The following is a 17,240-nucleotide window of genomic DNA, read 5'->3' on the forward strand; positions in this document are numbered from 1 at the left end:
CCGTGCCCGGGACGCTAGTTCCAGGCGTTGTTCTGGTTCTGCGCGTGGGCTCCGTGCTGGCCCATGCCGAACTGCGCCGCGGCGCCCTGGCCGAGCTGGGCGTTCTGCGGCGGCAGCACCTCGCTGGGCTGCACCAGCGCGAAGCCGGTGCCGAGGAAGCTCAGCTCCCAGCCCTCGCCGGTGTTGCCGCGGCGCCGCCACACCCCGGCGGAGTGCGTCTGGGCCTGCATCTGCACGCGCAGCGAGGTGGACCAGGCGACGATGGCGTCCGCGTCGGCGTTGACGTACTTGTCCGGGGTGACCTGCATCATCAGCGGCTGTCCGGAGGTCATCAGCGCGACCTTGCCGCGGCCGCTGATGTTGAGCTGGTACTTGCCGGAGCCGGAGATCCCGTACTGGCTGTCCACCGCGATGACCTCGATGTGCAGGGTGGAGTCCAGGGCCAGCACGTAGCTGCTGTCGACGGTGAGCGCGTCGTGGTCCACGTCCACGACGTGGACGTACTGGGCCAGGTTGGCCAGGTAGACCGTGCCCTGCCCCGAACACCGCATGAGGTCGAGGCCCTCGCCGGTGCGGCGGCGGGCGCCGCGCTGGTTCGCGCTCTGGTACTCGCCGTCGAAGTCGATGATCCCCTGGTAGGCGACCATGGCGCCCTTGCGGGCGAGGACGTCGTCGGAGCCGGTCAGTGAGACCCGCAGCAGCTGCGGGTTCTGCACGGCGTACCGTTCCTGGGACTGCGCCTCTGCGTGGGCGAAAAGTGCACTCTGCATGATGTGTCCGCTCCCCCTCAGCCCCGGGCCCGGAGCCGGTCGGTGCTGTCCTCGCTCGGCTGTACGACGACGATGCCCTGGCCGGAGAAGGCCATCTGGTAGGCCTCCCCGCTGCCCCGGCCGATCATCGACGAGGCCTTGAAGCTGCGCTTCCCCTTGACCTTGAGGTTCGGGGACCAGGCGACGAGCGCGTCGGGGTCGACGTACGTCTCGTCCTCGCCCCGGCCGCAGTCGACCACGATGGGCGTGCCGCGGGAGGTGATCGCGACCCATCCGGTGCCGGAGACCTGGACGTTGAACAGGCCCTGGCCGGCGAACTTCGCCATGCCCTTGACCCGCTCGACGCCCCACTGGAGGTGGGCGTCGAAGGCGAGCAGGTTGGTGCCGTTGACGGACAGCGCATCGTTGTCGAGGTTGATGACGACGACGTCGGCGCCGTAGTCGGCGAGGTAGAGGAGCCCGTCGCCGGTGCACTTCATCAGGGGGGCGCTCTCGCCGGTGAGCCACTGCGAGGCCATCTGGCGGACGGCCGGCGGGTTGGGCTCGTACTGGACGAAGCCCTCGTAGGCCACCATCGAGCCGGTACGGGCGAAGAGGTCCTGGCCGCTCTGCATGGCGACCTTGAGCATGGCCCGGCCGTGGTTCTCCATGCGGGCCCGGACGGGGGTCGGGGCGTAGCCCGCCAACTGCTGGTTCATTGCGTTCATGTCGGGCTCCCTCAGACCTCGTACGGCTGGACGACGATGAAATTGCCGGGAGCGCCGCGGAACTGGAGGTTCACGGTCTCCCCGCTGTGGCCGGGGTAGGCGTTGCGCCGCAGCCGGACCTGGCTGGACAGGATCACCTGGGAGGCGGCCGACCACGCCACGATGGCGTTGCTGTCCGCAAAGGTGGTCGGGGTGACGGGCAGGACGACGGGGACGCCGCGGGTCTTGACGATCACCGTGCCGGTGCCCTGGAACTGCATGGTGAACAGGGCGCCGCCGGGGATGCCGTGGCCCTCGATCCGGCGGACCTCGTGCTGGAGGGACTCGTCGAAGGCGAGGACGTTCTCGGCGGAGACGCACAGGGCGTCGCCCTGGAGCTCGACGGCGTGCAGGTGGGCGCCGTTCTCCGCGAGGAAGACCTGGCCGCGGCCGGTGCAGCGCATGAGCTGCATCTCCTGGCCGGTGGCGTTGCCGACGATGCGGCCGGCGAAGCCCGCACCCTTGTAGCTGAAGTCGACCTTGCCCTGGTACAGGACCATGCTGCCCTGGCGGGCCAGGACGGCCTGGCCGCCCATCGCGAGGTCGACCCGCATGAGCTGCTGGTTCTGCGGGGTCCAGCGGGCTCCGGTGGGAGCTTCCTTGTACGGCTGGAGCGCGGCGGCGAGCCCGGCTCCGGCGGCGGCCTGCGACGCGGTGCCGGGCTGCTGGCCGTAGGCGGGCGGCTGGGCGGGGACCTGTCCGTGGCCGGGCTGCTGCCCGTAGGGCGCAGGGGCCGGGGCCGGCGGGGGGACCTGGGCCGGGTACGCCCCGGGGAGCTGGCCGTACGAGGGCTGCTGCGGCGGCTGGCCGTACGGGGCCGGGGGCGGCGGGGCGAGCGGCGCGGCCATGGTGGGCGCGGCGTGCACGGGCGCGGCCGGCGGCTGGTAGGGCTGCTGGTGCGGCTGCGGTTGCTGGTGCGGCTGCGGGGCGGGGCCGCCGAAGGACGGCGCAGGGGCGGGGGGCTGCGGGGCATGGGCCTGCGGCACGTGGGGCTGCGGGGCCGGGGCGCCGAAGGAGGGTGCGGGGGCGGCGGCCTGGGGCGGCGGGGCGAAACCGGGCGCCGCGCCGGACTGGGCCGGGACCTGCTGCCCGGGCTGCGCCTCCTCGGCGACCTCGCCGCCGAAGTTGCGCAGCAGCGCGTCGAGGCCGCCGTCGAAGCCCTGGCCGACGGCGGCGAAGCGCCACACGTCCTTGAGGTAGAAGTCGCCGAGCATCACGGCGCGCTCGGTGGTGAACTCCGAGCCGGTGAAGGCGTAGCGCACGACCTCCTCGCCGCCGGCGACGATCCGGATGTAGCCCGGTCCGATCTGCGACATCTGTCCCGCTCCGTCCACCGTGGCGGTGAAGGACAGCTTGTGGATGGACGGCGGGATGCGGTCCAGGGTCACCCGGAAGGACTCGGTGTCGCCGGCCTGCTGACCGAGCAGCTGGATGGACTCCTCGGGCGATTTCGGCTGGTTGAAGAAGACGAAGTAGCGGTCGTCGGAGAGCTGCTCGTTCGCGTCGAGGCCGAAGCAGCTGATGTCGAAGGCGAGTCCGGGCCCGGCGATCTGCACACCCACGTACAGATCGGTACCTGCCGTCAGATCACTGATCTTGGCCTTGTGGCCGCGTTGGAATTCCCTGGCCATACGTAACGACCGTCCCCCATCCCGACTGTGAATGCGTGCCGCTCAGGCTAACGGCATCTGCCGACATCCGGCCAAGTCGGTACCGACCCGGTACACAACGCGGCGCACCGCGCCCCGGCGCCCGGGGCCCGGCGCGGTCAGGCGTCCGGGGCGGTCAGGCGTCCGGGGAGGTCAGGCGTCCGGGGAGGCCGGCGCCGGGGGGAGCCGCTCGGCCGCGACCACTCCCTCCAGGTAGCCGCGGGCCCGCTCGGTCCGCGGATAGGACTCCAGCAGCTCCCAGAAGCGGGGGCCGTGGCCGGGCACGAGGAGGTGGGCGAGTTCGTGCAGGAGCACGTAGTCGACGACGTACTCGGGCATGCCCTGGAGGCGGTGCGAGAGCCGGATGCTGCCCTCGGCCGGGGTGCAGGAGCCCCAGCGGGTGTTCTGGTTGGTCACCCAGCGGACGGAGCGGGGGCGGGCCCGGCCGCCGAAGAACTGCTCGGACAGGCGCTCGGCGCGGGCGGTGAGCTCCGCGTCCCCGAGGGTGCGCCTGCTCTCCTGGGCGGCGAGCTTGTCCAGCATCACACCCACCCAGCGCTGCTCCTCCGCCTCGGACATCCGGGCAGGGATCAGGACGACCGTACGGTCACCCTCGCGGTAGGCGGATACGGTCCTGCGGCGGCGCGCGCTCCGGCGGACTTCGACGGCGCGCTGCTGGGGGTCGGCGGACACGCCACGACGGTACCCGCAAGGCACGGTCGAAGTCGCGCCCCTCCGTGGTGAGAACGTGATCGGTTCGCAGCCGGTACTGATCACCCTTCCCTTTTCATCCGATACGACAGATACCCCCCGCCTGTGGACAACCCGCCGCACCGGATTCGGCGGACGGGCAGGGTTGCCGCAGCAGGAAGAACCAAGACGGACCGGACGTGCCGCGGCACGGGAATCGGGGGGACGGCGATGCATCCGAAGGTGAAGGGGGCCCTGGCACGGGCCTGGCGCGACCGCGAGACGGTGCAGTTCGGGGTGACGCCCGCCCACGCGGTGGTGCTGGGCCCGGTGGACACGGCGACCGGCTCCTTCCTCGACCGGATCGACGGGACGCGGGGGATGGAGCTCCTCAGGGCCGAGGCCGTGGGGATGGGGCTGCCGGAGGGCCGGGCCGACGCGCTCGTCAGACGGCTGGCGCAGGCCGGCCTGATCGACGACGCCGGCGCCGGCGGGCCCCGGGCCCAGGCCCTGCGCAGCCGGCCGGAGGCCTTGGAGCGGCTGGGCCCGGATCTGGGCTCGCTCTCCCTGGTCAGACGGGAACCCGGCGGGGATCTGCGCGCCGTCGCCGCCCGGCGGGCGGCCCGGGTCCAGGTGCGGGGCTGCGGCCGGGTCGGCGCCGTGATCGCCGCGGTCCTGGCGGGAGCCGGGGTGGGCCGGGTCGAGGTGCTCGACGGCGGACGGGTGGAAGCGGCCGATGTGGCTCCGGGCGGGCTGGGGCCGGGCAGCGTGGGGCGGCTGCGGGCCGGGGCCGCCGAGCGGCTGGTGCGGGAGTGCGCCCCCGGCCGCGCTCCGCGGTCGGCGGAGCGGGAGGGCCCGGAGCCCGCGCTGGCCCTCGTGGTGGTCGCGCCGCGCGACGGGCTGCAGGCCTGGGCGCCCGATCCGGCCGCCGCGACCGACTGGATCGCCGCGGGCACCCCGCACCTGTACGCGGGGGTGCTTGAGGGGACCGGGCTGGTGGGGCCGCTGGTGCTGCCGGGCGCCACGGCCTGCGCGGGGTGCATGGAGCGGGACCGGGTGGAGCGGGACCCGGCCTGGCCGAGGATGCTGGTGCAGTGGCGCTCGGCGCACCGCCGCCGCGCCGCGGGCGCCTGCGACCTGGGGCTTTCCACCGCGGTGGCCGGGCTGGCCGCCGCCCACGCCTTGTCCTTCCTGGACGGGGAGCTGCCCGCCTCCACCGCGGCCCGCTGGGAGGCCGCCCTGCCGGGCCTGCACTGGGAGCGCAGCGCCGTCGCGCCCCGGCCCGAGTGCCCCTGCGGTGCGGCAGCCGGCGGCGGCGAACCGGGGAGCGACCCGGTGCAGGTTCGCGAGCGGGAGCCGATGCGGGTTCGCGAGCGGGAGCCGGTGCGGGTTCGCGAGCGGGAGCCGGTGCGGGTTCGGGAGCGGGCGCGGAGGCGGGAGCCGGCAGGGCGAGGCACGGGCGCGGGTGGCCGGGGAGGGCCATGACAGGATGCCTGTGTCCGAGGGGCCACCCGAGCCGCCGCTTGCGGCGCAGCTGTCTGGGAAACGGAGGGGCGAATGTCTGATCTTCCCCGGAAGGCGGTCACGCGTACCGTCAAGCTCGCCGCGCTGCCGCTCGGCATGGCGGGCCGGGCCACGTGGGGGCTCGGCAAGCGGCTCGGCGGCAAGTCCGCGGAGATCGTGGCGCGCGAGCTCCAGCAGCGCACGGCCGACCAGCTCTTCCGCACGCTGGGTGAGTTGAAGGGCGGGGCCATGAAGTTCGGCCAGGCCCTGTCGGTCTTCGAGTCCGCGCTGCCCGAGGAGATGGCCGGACCCTACCGGGCGGCGCTGACCAAACTGCAGGAGGCGGCCCCGCCGCTGCCCGCGGCGACGGTGCACAAGGTGCTGGCGGAGCGGCTGGGCGAGGACTGGCGCGACCTCTTCGAGGAGTTCGAGGACAAGCCCGCCGCGGCGGCCTCGATCGGGCAGGTGCACCGCGCGGTCTGGCACGACGGCCGGGAGGTCGCCGTCAAGGTCCAGTACCCGGGGGCGGGCGAGGCCCTGCTGTCGGACCTCAAGCAGCTCAGCAGGTTCGCGGGGCTGCTGGGCCCCCTGATGCCCGGCATGGAGATCAAGCCGGTGATCACAGAGCTGCGGGAGCGCGTCACCGAGGAACTGGACTACGAGCTGGAGGCCGAGGCCCAGCGGTCGCACGCGGACGCCTTCGACGGGGACAAGGACGTGGTCGTCCCGGACGTCGTGTACCAGGGGGACCAGGTGCTGGTCACGGAGTGGCTGGAGGGGACCCCGCTGTCGGAGGTGATAGCCGACGGCACCCAGGAGGAGCGCGACCGCGCCGGGCAGCTGCTGGCCCGGTTCCTCTTCTCCGGCCCGGCGCGCACCGGGCTGCTGCATGCAGATCCGCATCCCGGCAACTTCCGCCTGGTCAGCGGCGCGGACGGCCGGACCCGGCTGGGCGTGCTGGACTTCGGGACGGTCGACCGGCTGCCCGGCGGCTGGCCCAAGCCCATCGGCCGTTCGCTGCGGATGACGCTGGACGGTGACGCCGAGGGGGTCTACGGGCACCTGTGCGCCGAGGGCTTCGTGAAGAAGTCCATCGAGCTGGACCCGGATGCGGTCCTGGACTACCTCAAGCCGATCATCGAGCCGGCCGAGGCGGAGGAGTTCACCTTCACCCGGCCGTGGCTGCGCGGCCAGGCGGCGCGGATCGCCGACCCCCGCTCCCCCGCGCACCAGTTGGGCCGGCAGATCAACCTGCCGCCCTCGTACGTACTGATCCACCGGGTGACGCTGAGCACCATCGGGGTCCTGTGCCAGCTGGGCGCGACGGTGCGGCTGCGGCAGGAACTGGAGTCCTGGCTTCCGGGGTTCCTGCCCGACGAGTGACGGCCCGGTCAGGTCGGGGCCGGCCTCACCACCAGGAGGAGTCGAGACGGCTTTCGATCGCCCGGAGGTTTTCGCGCGCGCAGACGACGCAGAAGAACTGTCTGCTCCCGTTCTCCACCGAGCAGGTCCAGGTGGGCGGGGCGCCGTCGGGAGCTCTGGTTCCGCAGCGCGCGCAGACGGCGGGCTGGGCCTCGGTTCCCGGCTGAGCGGGGTGGGGAGTCGGCTGGTCCACCTCCAGACGATATCCCCGTCGGGGGTGGCAGCCGTCCGCAACGCACCGGGGGGACCGGTCCGTTCGGACCGGTCCCCCCGGTGAGCTGTTCTCGGCTGTCAGTGCATGACGGCCATGGCCAGCGCGCGCCGGGCGCGCAGCGAGACGCGCTCGGCACGCCGCTGCATGCGGCGCGCGGCGACCAGGCGCATGGCGTGACGCTCGGCGTCCACCTCGCGCATGCGGTCGTCCATATGGGCACGGGCCAGGGCTTCTGGGATGAGTTGCATTTCACGGGTCCTGTTCTGACGCGAGGTGTTCGCGCCGGCGGTGATGAAGTCTGCGTGGGCGGCGCCGTGCGGCTGCGCGCTCGTGGTGTCGGTGGTCATGAGGGCCTGCTTCAGGGGGTCGTGCGTCAGGGGGCGGTCGATGGTTCCCGCGGCGTTCATGCCGCGACCGGGTTCTTGCGCGGGCGGCCACGCGGGCGCTTGCGGGCCACGACCACGCCCTGGACGAAGAGCTCGCCACCCCAGACACCCCAGGGCTCGCGGCGCTCGATCGCCCCGGCGAGGCAGGCCTCGACCAGGGGGCAGGTACGGCAGAGCGACTTGGCGTACTCGACGTCCGCCGGGGACTCGGCGAAGAAGACCTCGGGGTCGAAGGTGCGGCAGGGGACGGGGACGCCCAGGTTCTCGATGGCGTCGTCGAGCGCGGTGAGCGCGGTGAGCGGGGTCAAGGCGTGGTCCTCCGGGACTGCGGGCGGGGAGATCGTACGGTTCTGCGGTACGGACGGGGCGTGCGCTTCGAGTTGCACGGTGGTTTCTTCCTCGTCTTGTTCGGCTAGTCGTTCCGGCCGGTCGGCCGGGTGCGGCTGGGCTGCAATCTCACCGACTGGCACTGCCAGTCCCGAGGCCCCTTCGCTCCGTCGCCCCCGGTCGGGGACAAACAGAAGGGCCGCGGATCCCGGGTGGGGTTCCGCGGCCCTGAAGGCGCCGGCCTGATCATGCGATCAGGCTGGATCACTCCAGGGTTCGAGCCCGCGGTAGGCCCACATCAGGTGGTGCTGCTGCTTGGTCTGCTTCGTGTCGGCTCCGGCACCGGCTGCGGCGGCGAAGACGTAGGCGCCATGCGCCTTCGCTTCTGCTGCCAGTACTGCCACCGGTGCCAGGGTCGGTCGCTCATTGCGCTCGCTGACCGGAAGGGTCGCCAGCAGGGCAGGGCGGCCGGCAGAAATCGCGGACGCACCGGTGCCCCGGAGGGAGACGGAACCGAGCAGGCAGGAAGCGGCGACCGAGCGATCGGTCGTTTTGGTGAAGGTGATGAAGCTGGCCACTGGTCTCGCCTCCTCTCGGCGTCTCGGGGACCCGGCCCGAGGGCCTGTCCCATGCGTATTCGGATAAGTACAGCACGGATCGGGGGCTTCGGAGAAGCCACCGTTTCCGTTGCTAAGAACCTATGGGGATTCGCCGGGCATGTGCAAACTATTTTTCCGACGAGTTTCTACGCGTCGTCGCCATCCCCGCCGTCGAGCTCCTGACCTGCGCAGATGGCCAGGACCTCGGCTCCGTACCGGTCCAGCTTCCGGCTGCCGACTCCAGAGATCATCGAGAGCTCCCCGGGCTCCGTCGGCGAGGCCTCCGCGATCGCCATGAGCGTCTTGTCCGTGAACACGCAGTACGCGGGCAGCCCCAGCTCCTTCGACTGGACCGCGCGCCAGTCCCGCAACCGCTCGTACAGGCCCTCGTCCATGTCGGACGGGCAGTCCTCGCAGCGCAGCAGCTTCATCTCGCCCGCCTCGGTCAGGGTCTTGCCGCAGACCCGGCACAGCGCCGGGCCGCGGCGGCCGCGCTTGCGGGGCCCGGGCGGGGCCGCCGGACCGCTGCCCGGGGCCGCGGAGCCCGGCCGCAGGCCGTTCAGGAAGCGGCTGGGGCGCCGGGAGGCCCGACCGCCGGGAGCGCGGGAGAGGGCCCAGGAGAGCGTCAGGTGCAGCCGCGCCCGGGTGACGCCGACATAGAGCAGCCGGCGCTCCTCCTCCACCTGCTCGTCGGTCTTGGCGTACGTGATCGGCAGCATGCCGTCGGTGAGTCCGGCGAGGAACACCGCGTCCCATTCCAGGCCCTTCGCCGCATGCAGCGAGGCCAGCGTGACGCCCTGGACCGTCGGGGCGTGCTGGGCGGCCTTGCGCTCCTCCAGCTCCACCGTCAGGTCGGCCAGGGTGGCGCCGGGCCGGGAGCGGGCGAAGTCCTCGGCGAGCCGGACCAACGCGGCCAGCGACTCCCATTGGTCGCGCACGGCTCCGGAGCCGGCGGGCGCTTCGCCCGGCCAGCCGGTGGAGCTGAGCACGGCCCGCACCTGGGAGCCCAGGTCGACGAGGTCCTCCAGCAGCGGGTCGTTCCCTCCGGAGCGGGCGGCCCCGCGCAGGGCGAGCAGCGCCTTCTGGACCTCGGGGCGCTCGAAGAACCGCTCGGCCCCGCGCAGCTGGTAGGGCACGCCGGCGTCGGCGAGGGCCTGTTCGTACACCTCGGACTGGGCGTTGATGCGGTAGAGGACGGCGATCTCGCCGGCCGGGACGCCGGCCGCGATCAGGTCGCGGATCCGGCCGGCGACGCCCTCGGCCTCGGCGGGCTCGTCGGGGTACTCGGCATAGACGGGGTCGGGGCCGGTCTCGCGCTGGGAGACCAGTTCCAGCCGGTGTTCCGCGGCCCGGCCCCGGGCCTGGTTCAGCAGCCCGTTGGCCAGGTGGACCACCTGCGGGGTGGACCGGTAGTCGCGGACCAGCTTGACCACGGTGGCCTGCGGGTGACGGTTGCGGAAGTTCAGCAGGTGGTCGGGGGTGGCGCCGGTGAAGGAGTAGATCGTCTGGCTGGCGTCGCCGACGACGCACAGGCTGTCGCGCTCGCCGAGCCACAGGTCCAGCAGCCGCTGCTGGAGCGGGCTGACGTCCTGGTACTCGTCGACCACGAAGTGCTGGTACTGGGTGCGGATCTGCTCCGCGATGTCGTGGCGGTCTTGCAGGATGCCGACGGTGAGGAGCAGCACGTCCTCGAAGTCGATCATGCCGCGGTCGCGCTTGAGTTGCTCGTACGTCCCGTAGATCTGGGCGATTTCGGCCATGTCCCGGGGGGCCTCGCGGCCCGCCTTCAGGGCGGCCGCCGGATAGTCGGCGGGCACGGTCTGGGTGACCTTGGCCCACTCGATCTCGCCGGTGACGTCGCGCAGCTCGCCCCGGTCGAGGCGGATGCGGCAGCGTGCGCCCGCCTCGGCGACGAACTGGATCTTGCGCTCCAGCAGCCGGGGCACCTCCCCGCCGACGGCTTTCGGCCAGAAGTACTGGAGCTGGCGCAGGGCGGCGGAGTGGAAGGTCCGGGCCTGGACGCCGCCCGCTCCGAGGGTGCGCAGGCGGCCGCGCATCTCCCCGGCGGCCCGGTTGGTGAAGGTGACGGCGAGCACGCTCGCGGGCATCAGCTGGCCGGACCGGACCCCGTAGGCGATGCGGTGGGTGATGGCGCGGGTCTTCCCCGTCCCGGCACCGGCCAGGACGCAGACCGGGCCGCGCAGGGTCGTCGCGACCTCGCGCTGCTCCGGGTCCAGGCCCAGGAGCACCGCGTCGGCCGAGTCGGCGAGGTCGGTGCCGGCCGGGAAGGATGGGGAGTGCGTTGCTGCTGTCACCCCGCCATGCTGCCAGGTCTCGAGTGCCGGGCGGGAAACTTGTCCACAGGCCGCCCTTGTCCGTCGTACTTGTCACACCGGGTGCGCAGGACGAGCCGTTGCCCCGCCCGGGGGAATGGCGGCGCGGTCCCGTACGTTCGACTACTCGGACCACCGAGACCCCACAGAGGAGCGCAGCATGCAGGACACGGGTTCCGTGACGATGTACAGCACGACCTGGTGCGGCTACTGCCGTCGGCTGAAGTCGCAGATGGACCGCGAGGGCATCGCCTACACGGAGATCAACATCGAGCTCGACCCGGAGTCCGCGGCGTTCGTCGAGAAGGCCAACGGCGGCAACCAGACCGTCCCGACCGTCCTCGTGGTCTCCCCCGCGGGCGGCGAGTCGGTCATGACGAACCCGAGCCTGGCCCAGGTCAAGCAGGCCCTCGCCGTCTGAGTCCGCCCGCGGGCCGCAGGCCCCACGTGCGTTGGAGAAGGCCCCCGCCGCGGCGGGGGCCTTCTCCGTGTGACGAGGACGACACCAGCGGCCGGGGGTGCGGGGCCGGGGGCTATGCCAGGGGCCGCGGCAGCGGCTTGCCGTACCAGAGCTCCACGAGGCGGGCCGCGATGGAGATGCCCGCGGGCGGCAGCACCTCGCCCGTCTCGATGGCCGTGCGCAGGTCATCGCGGGAGAACCAGCGCGCCTCCTGGATCTCCTCGCCGTCCACGGTGATCTCCGAGGTGGTGGCGCGGGCGGTGAAGCCCAGCATCAGGCTGTACGGGAACGGCCACGGCTGGCTGGCCACGTACGCGACCTCGCCGACCTTGACGCCCGCCTCCTCCCAGACCTCGCGGATGACGGACTGCTCGATCGACTCGCCCGGCTCCACGAAGCCGGCCAGCGTCGAGAAGCGGCCCTCCGGCCAGTGCACCTGGCGCCCCAGCAGCGCCCGGTCCTGCTCGTCCGTCACCAGCATGATCACGGCCGGGTCGGTGCGCGGGTAGTGCTCGGCGCCGCAGCCGGGGCAGCGGCGGATGTGCCCGGCGGCCGCGACCACCGTGCGCTCGCCGCAGCGGGAGCAGAAGCGGTGCATCCGCTGCCAGTTCTCCAGTGCCACGGCGTGCACCATCAGCCCGGCGTCGCGCGGGGACAGCAGCATCCCGGCCTCGCGCAGGCCGGCCGCGCGGGCCGACTGGTCCATGCGGCCCGGCAGCGAGTCCTTCTGGAGCGCGAAGTACCGCACGCCGTCCTCGTCGGTGCCGAGGAAGTAGCGGTGCGTCTCGGTGACCGGTGCCTCGAAGGCGGGGGTCATCACGATGGCGGTGCCCCCGTCGGGGGTGTCGTCGATCAGGACCTGGCCGCCGGAGACCACGAAGACCCGGGTCGTCGGGTGGCTCCAGGCCGCGGCGAGCCACGCCTCGTCAAGGCGGTGGTGTGCGGCGCGGTCGATGCCGCTGGGCGCGGCCAGCGAGAGCGGGCGCTCGGTTTCGGTGCTCACGGGTACTTCCAACTCCCCCGGTGGTGGGACGGGCAGGCAGGGCGGGTGCGGGTGCGGGTGGCGGCGCCGGCGGGTCAGCGGGGGGCGGCGGCCAGGTCTCCCCAGAGGTAGGCGGCCGTCTCGACGCCCTTGAGGAGGAGGTCCAGTTCGACCTTCTCGTTCGGCGCGTGCCAGCCGTCCGAGGGGACGGAGATGCCGAGGAAGAGGACGGGGGCGTCCAGGACGTCCTGGAGGTCCGCCGCCGGGCCGGAGCCGCCTTCCCGGGTGAACCGGACCTTCTCCCCGAAGGCGCGGCCCATGGCCCGGACGACGGACTGCAGCGCCGGGTGGTCCAGCGGGGTCAGGCAGGGGCGGGTGGGCGCGCCGAAGGTGATTGCGTGCCGGATGCCCGCGGGGACGCGGGCGGCGACCCAGTCCCTGACGACCGCCTCGACCTCGTACGGGTCCTGCCCGGACACCAGCCGGAAGGACAGCTTCAGGTGGGCGGAGGCGGGCACGATGGTCTTGCCGCCGGGGCCCTGGTAGCCGCCCCCGATGCCGTTGACCTCGGCCGTCGGGCGGGCCCAGACGCGCTCCAGGGTGGAGTAGCCGGCCTCGCCGGAGGCGGCGTGGGACTTGGCCGTGCGCAGCCACTCGGACTCGTCGAAGGGGAGTTCGGCGATCAGGGCCCGCTCCGCGTCGCTGAGTTCGGCGATGTTGTCGTAGAAGCCGGGGAGGGTGACCCGGCCGTCCTCGTCGTGCAGGGCGGCGACCAGGCGGGCGGCGACGGTGGCCGGATTGGGCACGGCCCCGCCGAAGGCGCCGGAGTGGATGTCCTGGTCCGGGCCGTGGAAGTCGATCTCGCAGTCGGCGACACCGCGCATGCCCGTGCAGACGGTCGGGGTGGTCTCGGACCACATGCCGGTGTCGGAGACGATCACGACGTCGGCGGCGAGTTCGCGGGCGCGGGCCTCGACGAGCGCGCGGAAGTGCGGCGACCCGGACTCCTCCTCGCCCTCGATGAGGAGCTTCAGGTGGACCGCCGGGGCCTGGGCGCCGGTCGCCGCGAGGTGGGCGCGCACGCCGAGGGTGTGGAAGAAGACCTGGCCCTTGTCGTCGGCGGCGCCCCGCGCGTACATCCGGCCGTCCTTGACGACCGGTTCGAACGGGTCGGTGTGCCAGCCGTCGGCGAGGGCGGCCGGCTGTACGTCGTGGTGCCCGTACACGAGGACGGTGGGGGCGTCCGGGTCCTCGCTCGGCCAGTGGGCGAAGACGGCCGGGGCGCCGGGGGTCTCCCAGACCTCGGCGACCGGGAAGCCGGTCTCCTTGAGCTTCGCGGCAAGCCATTCGGCGCTGCGGCGTACGTCGCCCGCGTGCTCGGGCTGGGCCGAGACGGAGGGGATGCGGAGCCACTCGGCGAGGTCCTCCAGGAAGGCCGCGCGGTGGGTGTCGATGTACGTGCGGACGGCGCTGTCCGGCGTGGTGTCGCTCATGGCCACGAGCCTAACCGTCCGTGCGGGGGGCATCGCCGGTGCCCGTTGCGCCTTGGAGGATCCGCTCAAGACGGGCCCGGTCGGGCAGGTCGCGGGGGCGGATGACGCGGCCGCTGCGGACGTGCAGGAAGGCGGCGGAGACCCGGTCCAGCGGGGTGCCGGTCGCCTCCGACCAGGCCAGCCGGTAGACGGCCAGCTGGAGGGGGTCGGCCTCGGTGCTGCGGCCGGTCTTCCAGTCGACGATCTCGTACGAGCCGTCCGGGTCGCGGTACACCGCGTCGATCCGGCCGCGCACGACGCGCCCCGCGAGGGTCAGCTGGACGGGGGCCTCCATGCGGTACGGGGTCCGCTCGGCGTACGGGCTGCGTTCGAAGGCGGCCTTGAGCGAGTCCAGGTCGGCCTCGTCGGCCACCTCCTGGTCGGAGCCGGGCAGCTCGGTGGCCGGGTCCAGCACGTCGAGCAGCGGCAGGGGCAGCTCTTCGAAGCGGGACTCGACCCAGGCGTGGAAGCGGGTGCCCTGGCGGGCCGCGGGCTGCGGCGGCCGGGGCAGCGGGCGGGCGAGGTCCCGGGCGAAGCCCTGCTCGTCGGCGGCGAGGCGGAGCAGCTGGCTGGCGGAGAGCGCGGCGGGCAGCTCGACGTCGCGCACGGCGGCCCGGGACCGGCGCAGCTCCCCTTCGAGGGCTTCCAGGTCCCGGTCCCAGGACGCGACCGCCCGGGCTTCCTCGGGGGTGAGCGGGCCGGGTCCGGCGGCGGCCGGAACGCCGTCCGCGGCAGGCCGGGCGGCCGGGGCCCGCGGCGCGGCCCGGTCCGAGCCCGCCCGGTCCTCGCCCGCCCGGTCCCCGCTCGCCCAGTCCTCGCCCGCCCAGGGGTCGCACGCCCAAGGGTCGTCGGCCGGGCCGTCCGCGGCGGGTGCCGGCAGGCCGGCGGGCCGCACCGGGGCCGGGTCGGGCTCGGGGCCGGGGTGGGGGCCGGGGTCGGGGCCGGGGTCGGGCTCCGGGTCGTCGTGCTCGTCCGGCCAGGGCTCGTCCCCGTGGGCGGGGTCCTCACAGTCCGGGGGCCACAGGTAGGCCTCCTCGTCAGGTTCCGCGGGCGCGGGCGGCGGCGGGTCCGCCAGGTACGCCTCGACCAGGGAGGCCGCGGCGCGGCGCAGGACCAGGGAGGCCGGGTCCAGGGGCAGTGGCCAGGAGTGGTCGGCGCGGCCCTCCTCGGACAGGGCCGGGTTCTCCGCGTCCGGCTCCGGCTCCCCGGCCCAGGCCTCGATCTCCCCGTACCCGGCCGCGCAGTGCTCGTACAGGGCGGTCAGGAAGGCGGACGGGCCGCGGCGCTTCTTCTGGGTCGGGCCCCACCAGTGGCCCGAGGCCAGCAGAAGGGACCGCGGCCGGGTGAAGGTCACGTAGCCCAGGCGGAGCTCCTCCGTCGCCTTGTGCTCCTTCAGGGCGGCCTTGAAGGACTTCAGCCCGGCCGAGGTCCAGTCCGGGTCGGCGGGCAGGGTCGGGGCGTCGCCGCGCAGCGCGTATGGGAGCACCTTGGCGTACGAGGTCCAGGCCTCCGGCGCCTTCTCCTTGGGGAAGGACCCCGCACACAGGTCGGGGACGACGACCACGTCCCATTCCAGGCCCTTGGACTTGTGGGCCGTCAGGACCTTGACCGTGTTCTCCCCGCCGGGCAGGGCGTGGTCCAGGCCCTTCTCGTACTGGGCGGCCGTGCGCAGGAAGGCCAGGAAGGCGGGCAGCGTGGCCTCGCCGTCCAGGGCGGCGAAGCCGGCCGCCACGTCCAGGAAGTTCGACAGGGTCTCGCGGCGGCGGGCGGCCAGCGCGTGCGGGGAGGCGGACAGTTCCACTTCCAGGCCGGTGGCGGCCAGCACCCGGTGCAGGACGTCCATCAGCGGGTCGGCGAGGGCACGGCGCAGGTCGCGCAGTTCCTGGGCGAGGTGGGCGAAGCGGACCCGGGCCTGCGCCGAGAACGGCAGGTCGTCCTGGGCCTGTCCGGCCCCGTCCAGGAAGGTCTCCAGGGCGTCGGCCAGCGAGACGACCTCCACCGGGTCCACGCCCTCGACGGCCGCCGCGAGCCGCTCGTCCGCGTCGGCCTCCGCCCCGGCCGGGGCCCGGCCGACGAGCAGCCGGGCACGGCGGCCGAGCAGCGCCAGGTCGCGGGCGCCGATCCGCCAGCGCGGGCCGACGAGGAGGCGGACGAGGGCGGCATTGGCACCCGGGTCCTGGAGGACCTCGCAGACGGCGACCAGGTCGGCGACCTCGGGCAGGTGCAGCAGCCCGGACAGGCCCACGACCTCCACCGGCACGTCCCGGTCCACCAGCACCGCCTGGATCCGCGCGAAGTCCCCGGCGGACCGGCACAGCACGGCGATCTCCCCCGGCTCCGTCCCGGTGCGGACCAGGTGGGCGACGGAGTCGGCGAGCCACTGCAGTTCCTCGGCGTGCGTCTCCAGCAGCGCGCAGCGGACCGAGCCGGCCCGTTCGGCGCCGGGGGCCGGGCGGAGGGCTTCGACTCCTTCGTGCAGGGCGCGCAGCGGGGCGGCGAGGCCGTTGGCGAGGTCGAGCAGGCGGCCGCCGCTGCGCCGGTTCTCGCTGAGGGACAGGCGGGCGGCCGGGGTGCCGTCGGCGTGCGGGAAGTGCTCGGGGAAGTCGTCGAGGTTGGCCACGGAGGCGCCGCGCCAGCCGTAGATGGCCTGGCAGGGGTCGCCGACGGCGGTGACGGGGTGCCCGCTGCCCGCGCCGAAGAGGCCGGACAGCAGCAGCCGCTGGGCGACGGAGGTGTCCTGGTACTCGTCGAGCAGGACCACCCGGAACTCCTCGCGCAGCAGTGCCCCCACCTCGGGCCGGGTGGTGGCGAGCTGCGCGGAGAGCGCTATCTGGTCGCTGAAGTCGAGGAGGTCGCGGGAGCGTTTGGCGGCGCGGTAGCGGCTGACGAGCTCCAGCAGCTCCAGGCGGCCGCGGACCGCTTCGGGGACCTTGCGCAGGTCCTCGTTGGTGAGGCGGGCGCCGGCGAGGGTGTCCAGCAGCGCGGTGTCGTAGGCGCGCAGCCGGGCGGGCTCGACGAGGTGCTCGGAGAGTTCCGCGTCGAGCGCCAGCAGGTCGCTGACCAGGTCGGGGACGGACTTGGTCAGCGAGGGGTAGGGGCCGGGGGCCTCGCGGAGCACCTTCGCGGCGAGCTGGAAGCGGGTGGCGTCGGCGAGCAGGCGGGCGCTGGGTTCCAGGCCGATGCGCAGGCCGTGGTCCTTCAGCAGCTGGCCGGCGAAGGCGTGGTAGGTGGAGATCCGCGGTTCGCCGCCGGCCTCCCCGGCCTCGGCCGGGGAGGGGTCGGGGTCGGTGATGCCGGCCCGGGCGAGGGCCTTGCGCACGCGCTCGGCGAGTTCCCCGGCGGCCTTGTTGGTGAAGGTCAGGCCGAGGACCTGTTCGGGGGCGACCACGCCGGTGCCCACCAGCCAGACCACGCGCGCCGCCATGACGGTGGTCTTGCCGGACCCGGCGCCGGCGACGACCACCTGGGGGGCGGGCGGGGCGGTGATGCAGGCCGTCTGCTCGGGTGTGAAGGGGATCCCGAGGAGCTCCTTGAGCTGCTCGGGATCGGTGAGGACGGGTGGGCGCGCGGACACGTCCACGAGGCTAGCCCCACCCGCCGACAGTCCGGGCCGGTGTCCCATCGCAC

Annotated in this window: 15 protein-coding genes; 3 read left to right on the forward strand and 12 right to left on the reverse strand. The window is 73.7% G+C overall.

Annotated elements, in window-relative coordinates:
• Positions 1-14 precede the first annotated feature (14 nt).
• The 4 genes from ACLJTM_RS04450 to ACLJTM_RS04465 all read right to left on the reverse strand — a co-directional run bounded on the left by ACLJTM_RS04450 (position 15) and on the right by ACLJTM_RS04465 (position 3,882).
• Positions 15-770 carry an AIM24 family protein gene (locus tag ACLJTM_RS04450; protein ID WP_411101987.1) on the reverse strand — a complete coding sequence of 252 codons (756 nt, stop codon included), beginning with the start codon at positions 768-770 and terminating at the stop codon, positions 15-17.
• Positions 771-787: 17 nt separating this feature from the next.
• The gene (locus ACLJTM_RS04455; protein WP_411102279.1) at positions 788-1,468 is read right to left on the reverse strand and encodes an AIM24 family protein; all 681 of its coding nucleotides are present in this window, start codon (positions 1,466-1,468) and stop codon (positions 788-790) included.
• A 20-nt stretch (positions 1,469-1,488) separates the two neighbouring features.
• The gene (locus ACLJTM_RS04460) at positions 1,489-3,147 is read right to left on the reverse strand and encodes a TerD family protein (RefSeq protein WP_411101988.1); all 1,659 of its coding nucleotides are present in this window, start codon (positions 3,145-3,147) and stop codon (positions 1,489-1,491) included.
• Between the two features lie 171 nt (positions 3,148-3,318).
• On the reverse strand, positions 3,319-3,882 hold the full coding sequence (locus ACLJTM_RS04465) for a M48 family metallopeptidase (protein ID WP_411101989.1): 564 nt from the start codon (positions 3,880-3,882) through the stop codon (positions 3,319-3,321).
• A 204-nt stretch (positions 3,883-4,086) separates the two neighbouring features.
• Between ACLJTM_RS04465 and ACLJTM_RS04470 the strand changes: the two genes are divergently transcribed.
• Positions 4,087-5,340, forward strand: a complete 1,254-nt coding sequence (locus tag ACLJTM_RS04470) for a TOMM precursor leader peptide-binding protein (protein ID WP_411101990.1) — start codon at positions 4,087-4,089, stop codon at positions 5,338-5,340.
• A gap of 72 nt (positions 5,341-5,412) precedes the next feature.
• Complete coding sequence (locus ACLJTM_RS04475; RefSeq protein WP_411101991.1) at positions 5,413-6,741, forward strand: ABC1 kinase family protein; 1,329 nt, start codon at positions 5,413-5,415, stop codon at positions 6,739-6,741.
• A gap of 25 nt (positions 6,742-6,766) precedes the next feature.
• Here the strand turns inward: ACLJTM_RS04475 and ACLJTM_RS04480 are convergent, their stop codons facing one another.
• From ACLJTM_RS04480 to ACLJTM_RS04500, 5 genes are all read right to left on the reverse strand, one after another.
• Positions 6,767-6,973, reverse strand: a complete 207-nt coding sequence (locus tag ACLJTM_RS04480; protein ID WP_411101992.1) for a hypothetical protein — start codon at positions 6,971-6,973, stop codon at positions 6,767-6,769.
• Between the two features lie 98 nt (positions 6,974-7,071).
• The gene (locus ACLJTM_RS04485; RefSeq protein ID WP_411101993.1) at positions 7,072-7,401 is read right to left on the reverse strand and encodes a hypothetical protein; all 330 of its coding nucleotides are present in this window, start codon (positions 7,399-7,401) and stop codon (positions 7,072-7,074) included.
• Positions 7,398-7,766 (reverse strand): WhiB family transcriptional regulator, encoded by a 369-nt coding sequence (locus ACLJTM_RS04490; RefSeq protein ID WP_411101994.1) that lies wholly within the window; start codon positions 7,764-7,766, stop codon positions 7,398-7,400. The genes ACLJTM_RS04485 and ACLJTM_RS04490 overlap by 4 nt, the downstream gene beginning before the upstream one ends.
• 195 nt (positions 7,767-7,961) lie before the next feature.
• Positions 7,962-8,285 (reverse strand): hypothetical protein, encoded by a 324-nt coding sequence (locus tag ACLJTM_RS04495; RefSeq protein WP_411101995.1) that lies wholly within the window; start codon positions 8,283-8,285, stop codon positions 7,962-7,964.
• A gap of 167 nt (positions 8,286-8,452) precedes the next feature.
• On the reverse strand, positions 8,453-10,621 hold the full coding sequence (locus tag ACLJTM_RS04500) for an ATP-dependent DNA helicase UvrD2 (protein WP_411101996.1): 2,169 nt from the start codon (positions 10,619-10,621) through the stop codon (positions 8,453-8,455).
• Positions 10,622-10,799: 178 nt separating this feature from the next.
• Between ACLJTM_RS04500 and ACLJTM_RS04505 the strand changes: the two genes are divergently transcribed.
• Positions 10,800-11,060: a mycoredoxin gene (locus ACLJTM_RS04505; protein ID WP_411101997.1), complete on the forward strand. Its 261-nt coding sequence runs from the start codon at positions 10,800-10,802 to the stop codon at positions 11,058-11,060.
• 112 nt (positions 11,061-11,172) lie between these two features.
• Here the strand turns inward: ACLJTM_RS04505 and nudC are convergent, their stop codons facing one another.
• The 3 genes from nudC to ACLJTM_RS04520 form a co-directional block, all read right to left on the reverse strand.
• Positions 11,173-12,114, reverse strand: coding sequence for an NAD(+) diphosphatase (nudC, locus tag ACLJTM_RS04510; protein ID WP_411101998.1), 942 nt, complete (start codon positions 12,112-12,114; stop codon positions 11,173-11,175).
• Between the two features lie 62 nt (positions 12,115-12,176).
• Positions 12,177-13,574: a dipeptidase gene (locus ACLJTM_RS04515; protein ID WP_411101999.1), complete on the reverse strand. Its 1,398-nt coding sequence runs from the start codon at positions 13,572-13,574 to the stop codon at positions 12,177-12,179.
• Positions 13,575-13,584: 10 nt separating this feature from the next.
• A complete protein-coding gene (locus ACLJTM_RS04520; RefSeq protein ID WP_411102000.1) occupies positions 13,585-17,235 on the reverse strand; it encodes a UvrD-helicase domain-containing protein in 3,651 nt (1,216 codons plus the stop codon).
• Positions 17,236-17,240 lie beyond the last annotated feature (5 nt).

Origin of the sequence: Streptomyces sp. cmx-4-9 (genome assembly GCF_046548835.1) — a bacterium.
In the GTDB taxonomy this organism is placed as follows: domain Bacteria; phylum Actinomycetota; class Actinomycetes; order Streptomycetales; family Streptomycetaceae; genus Streptomyces.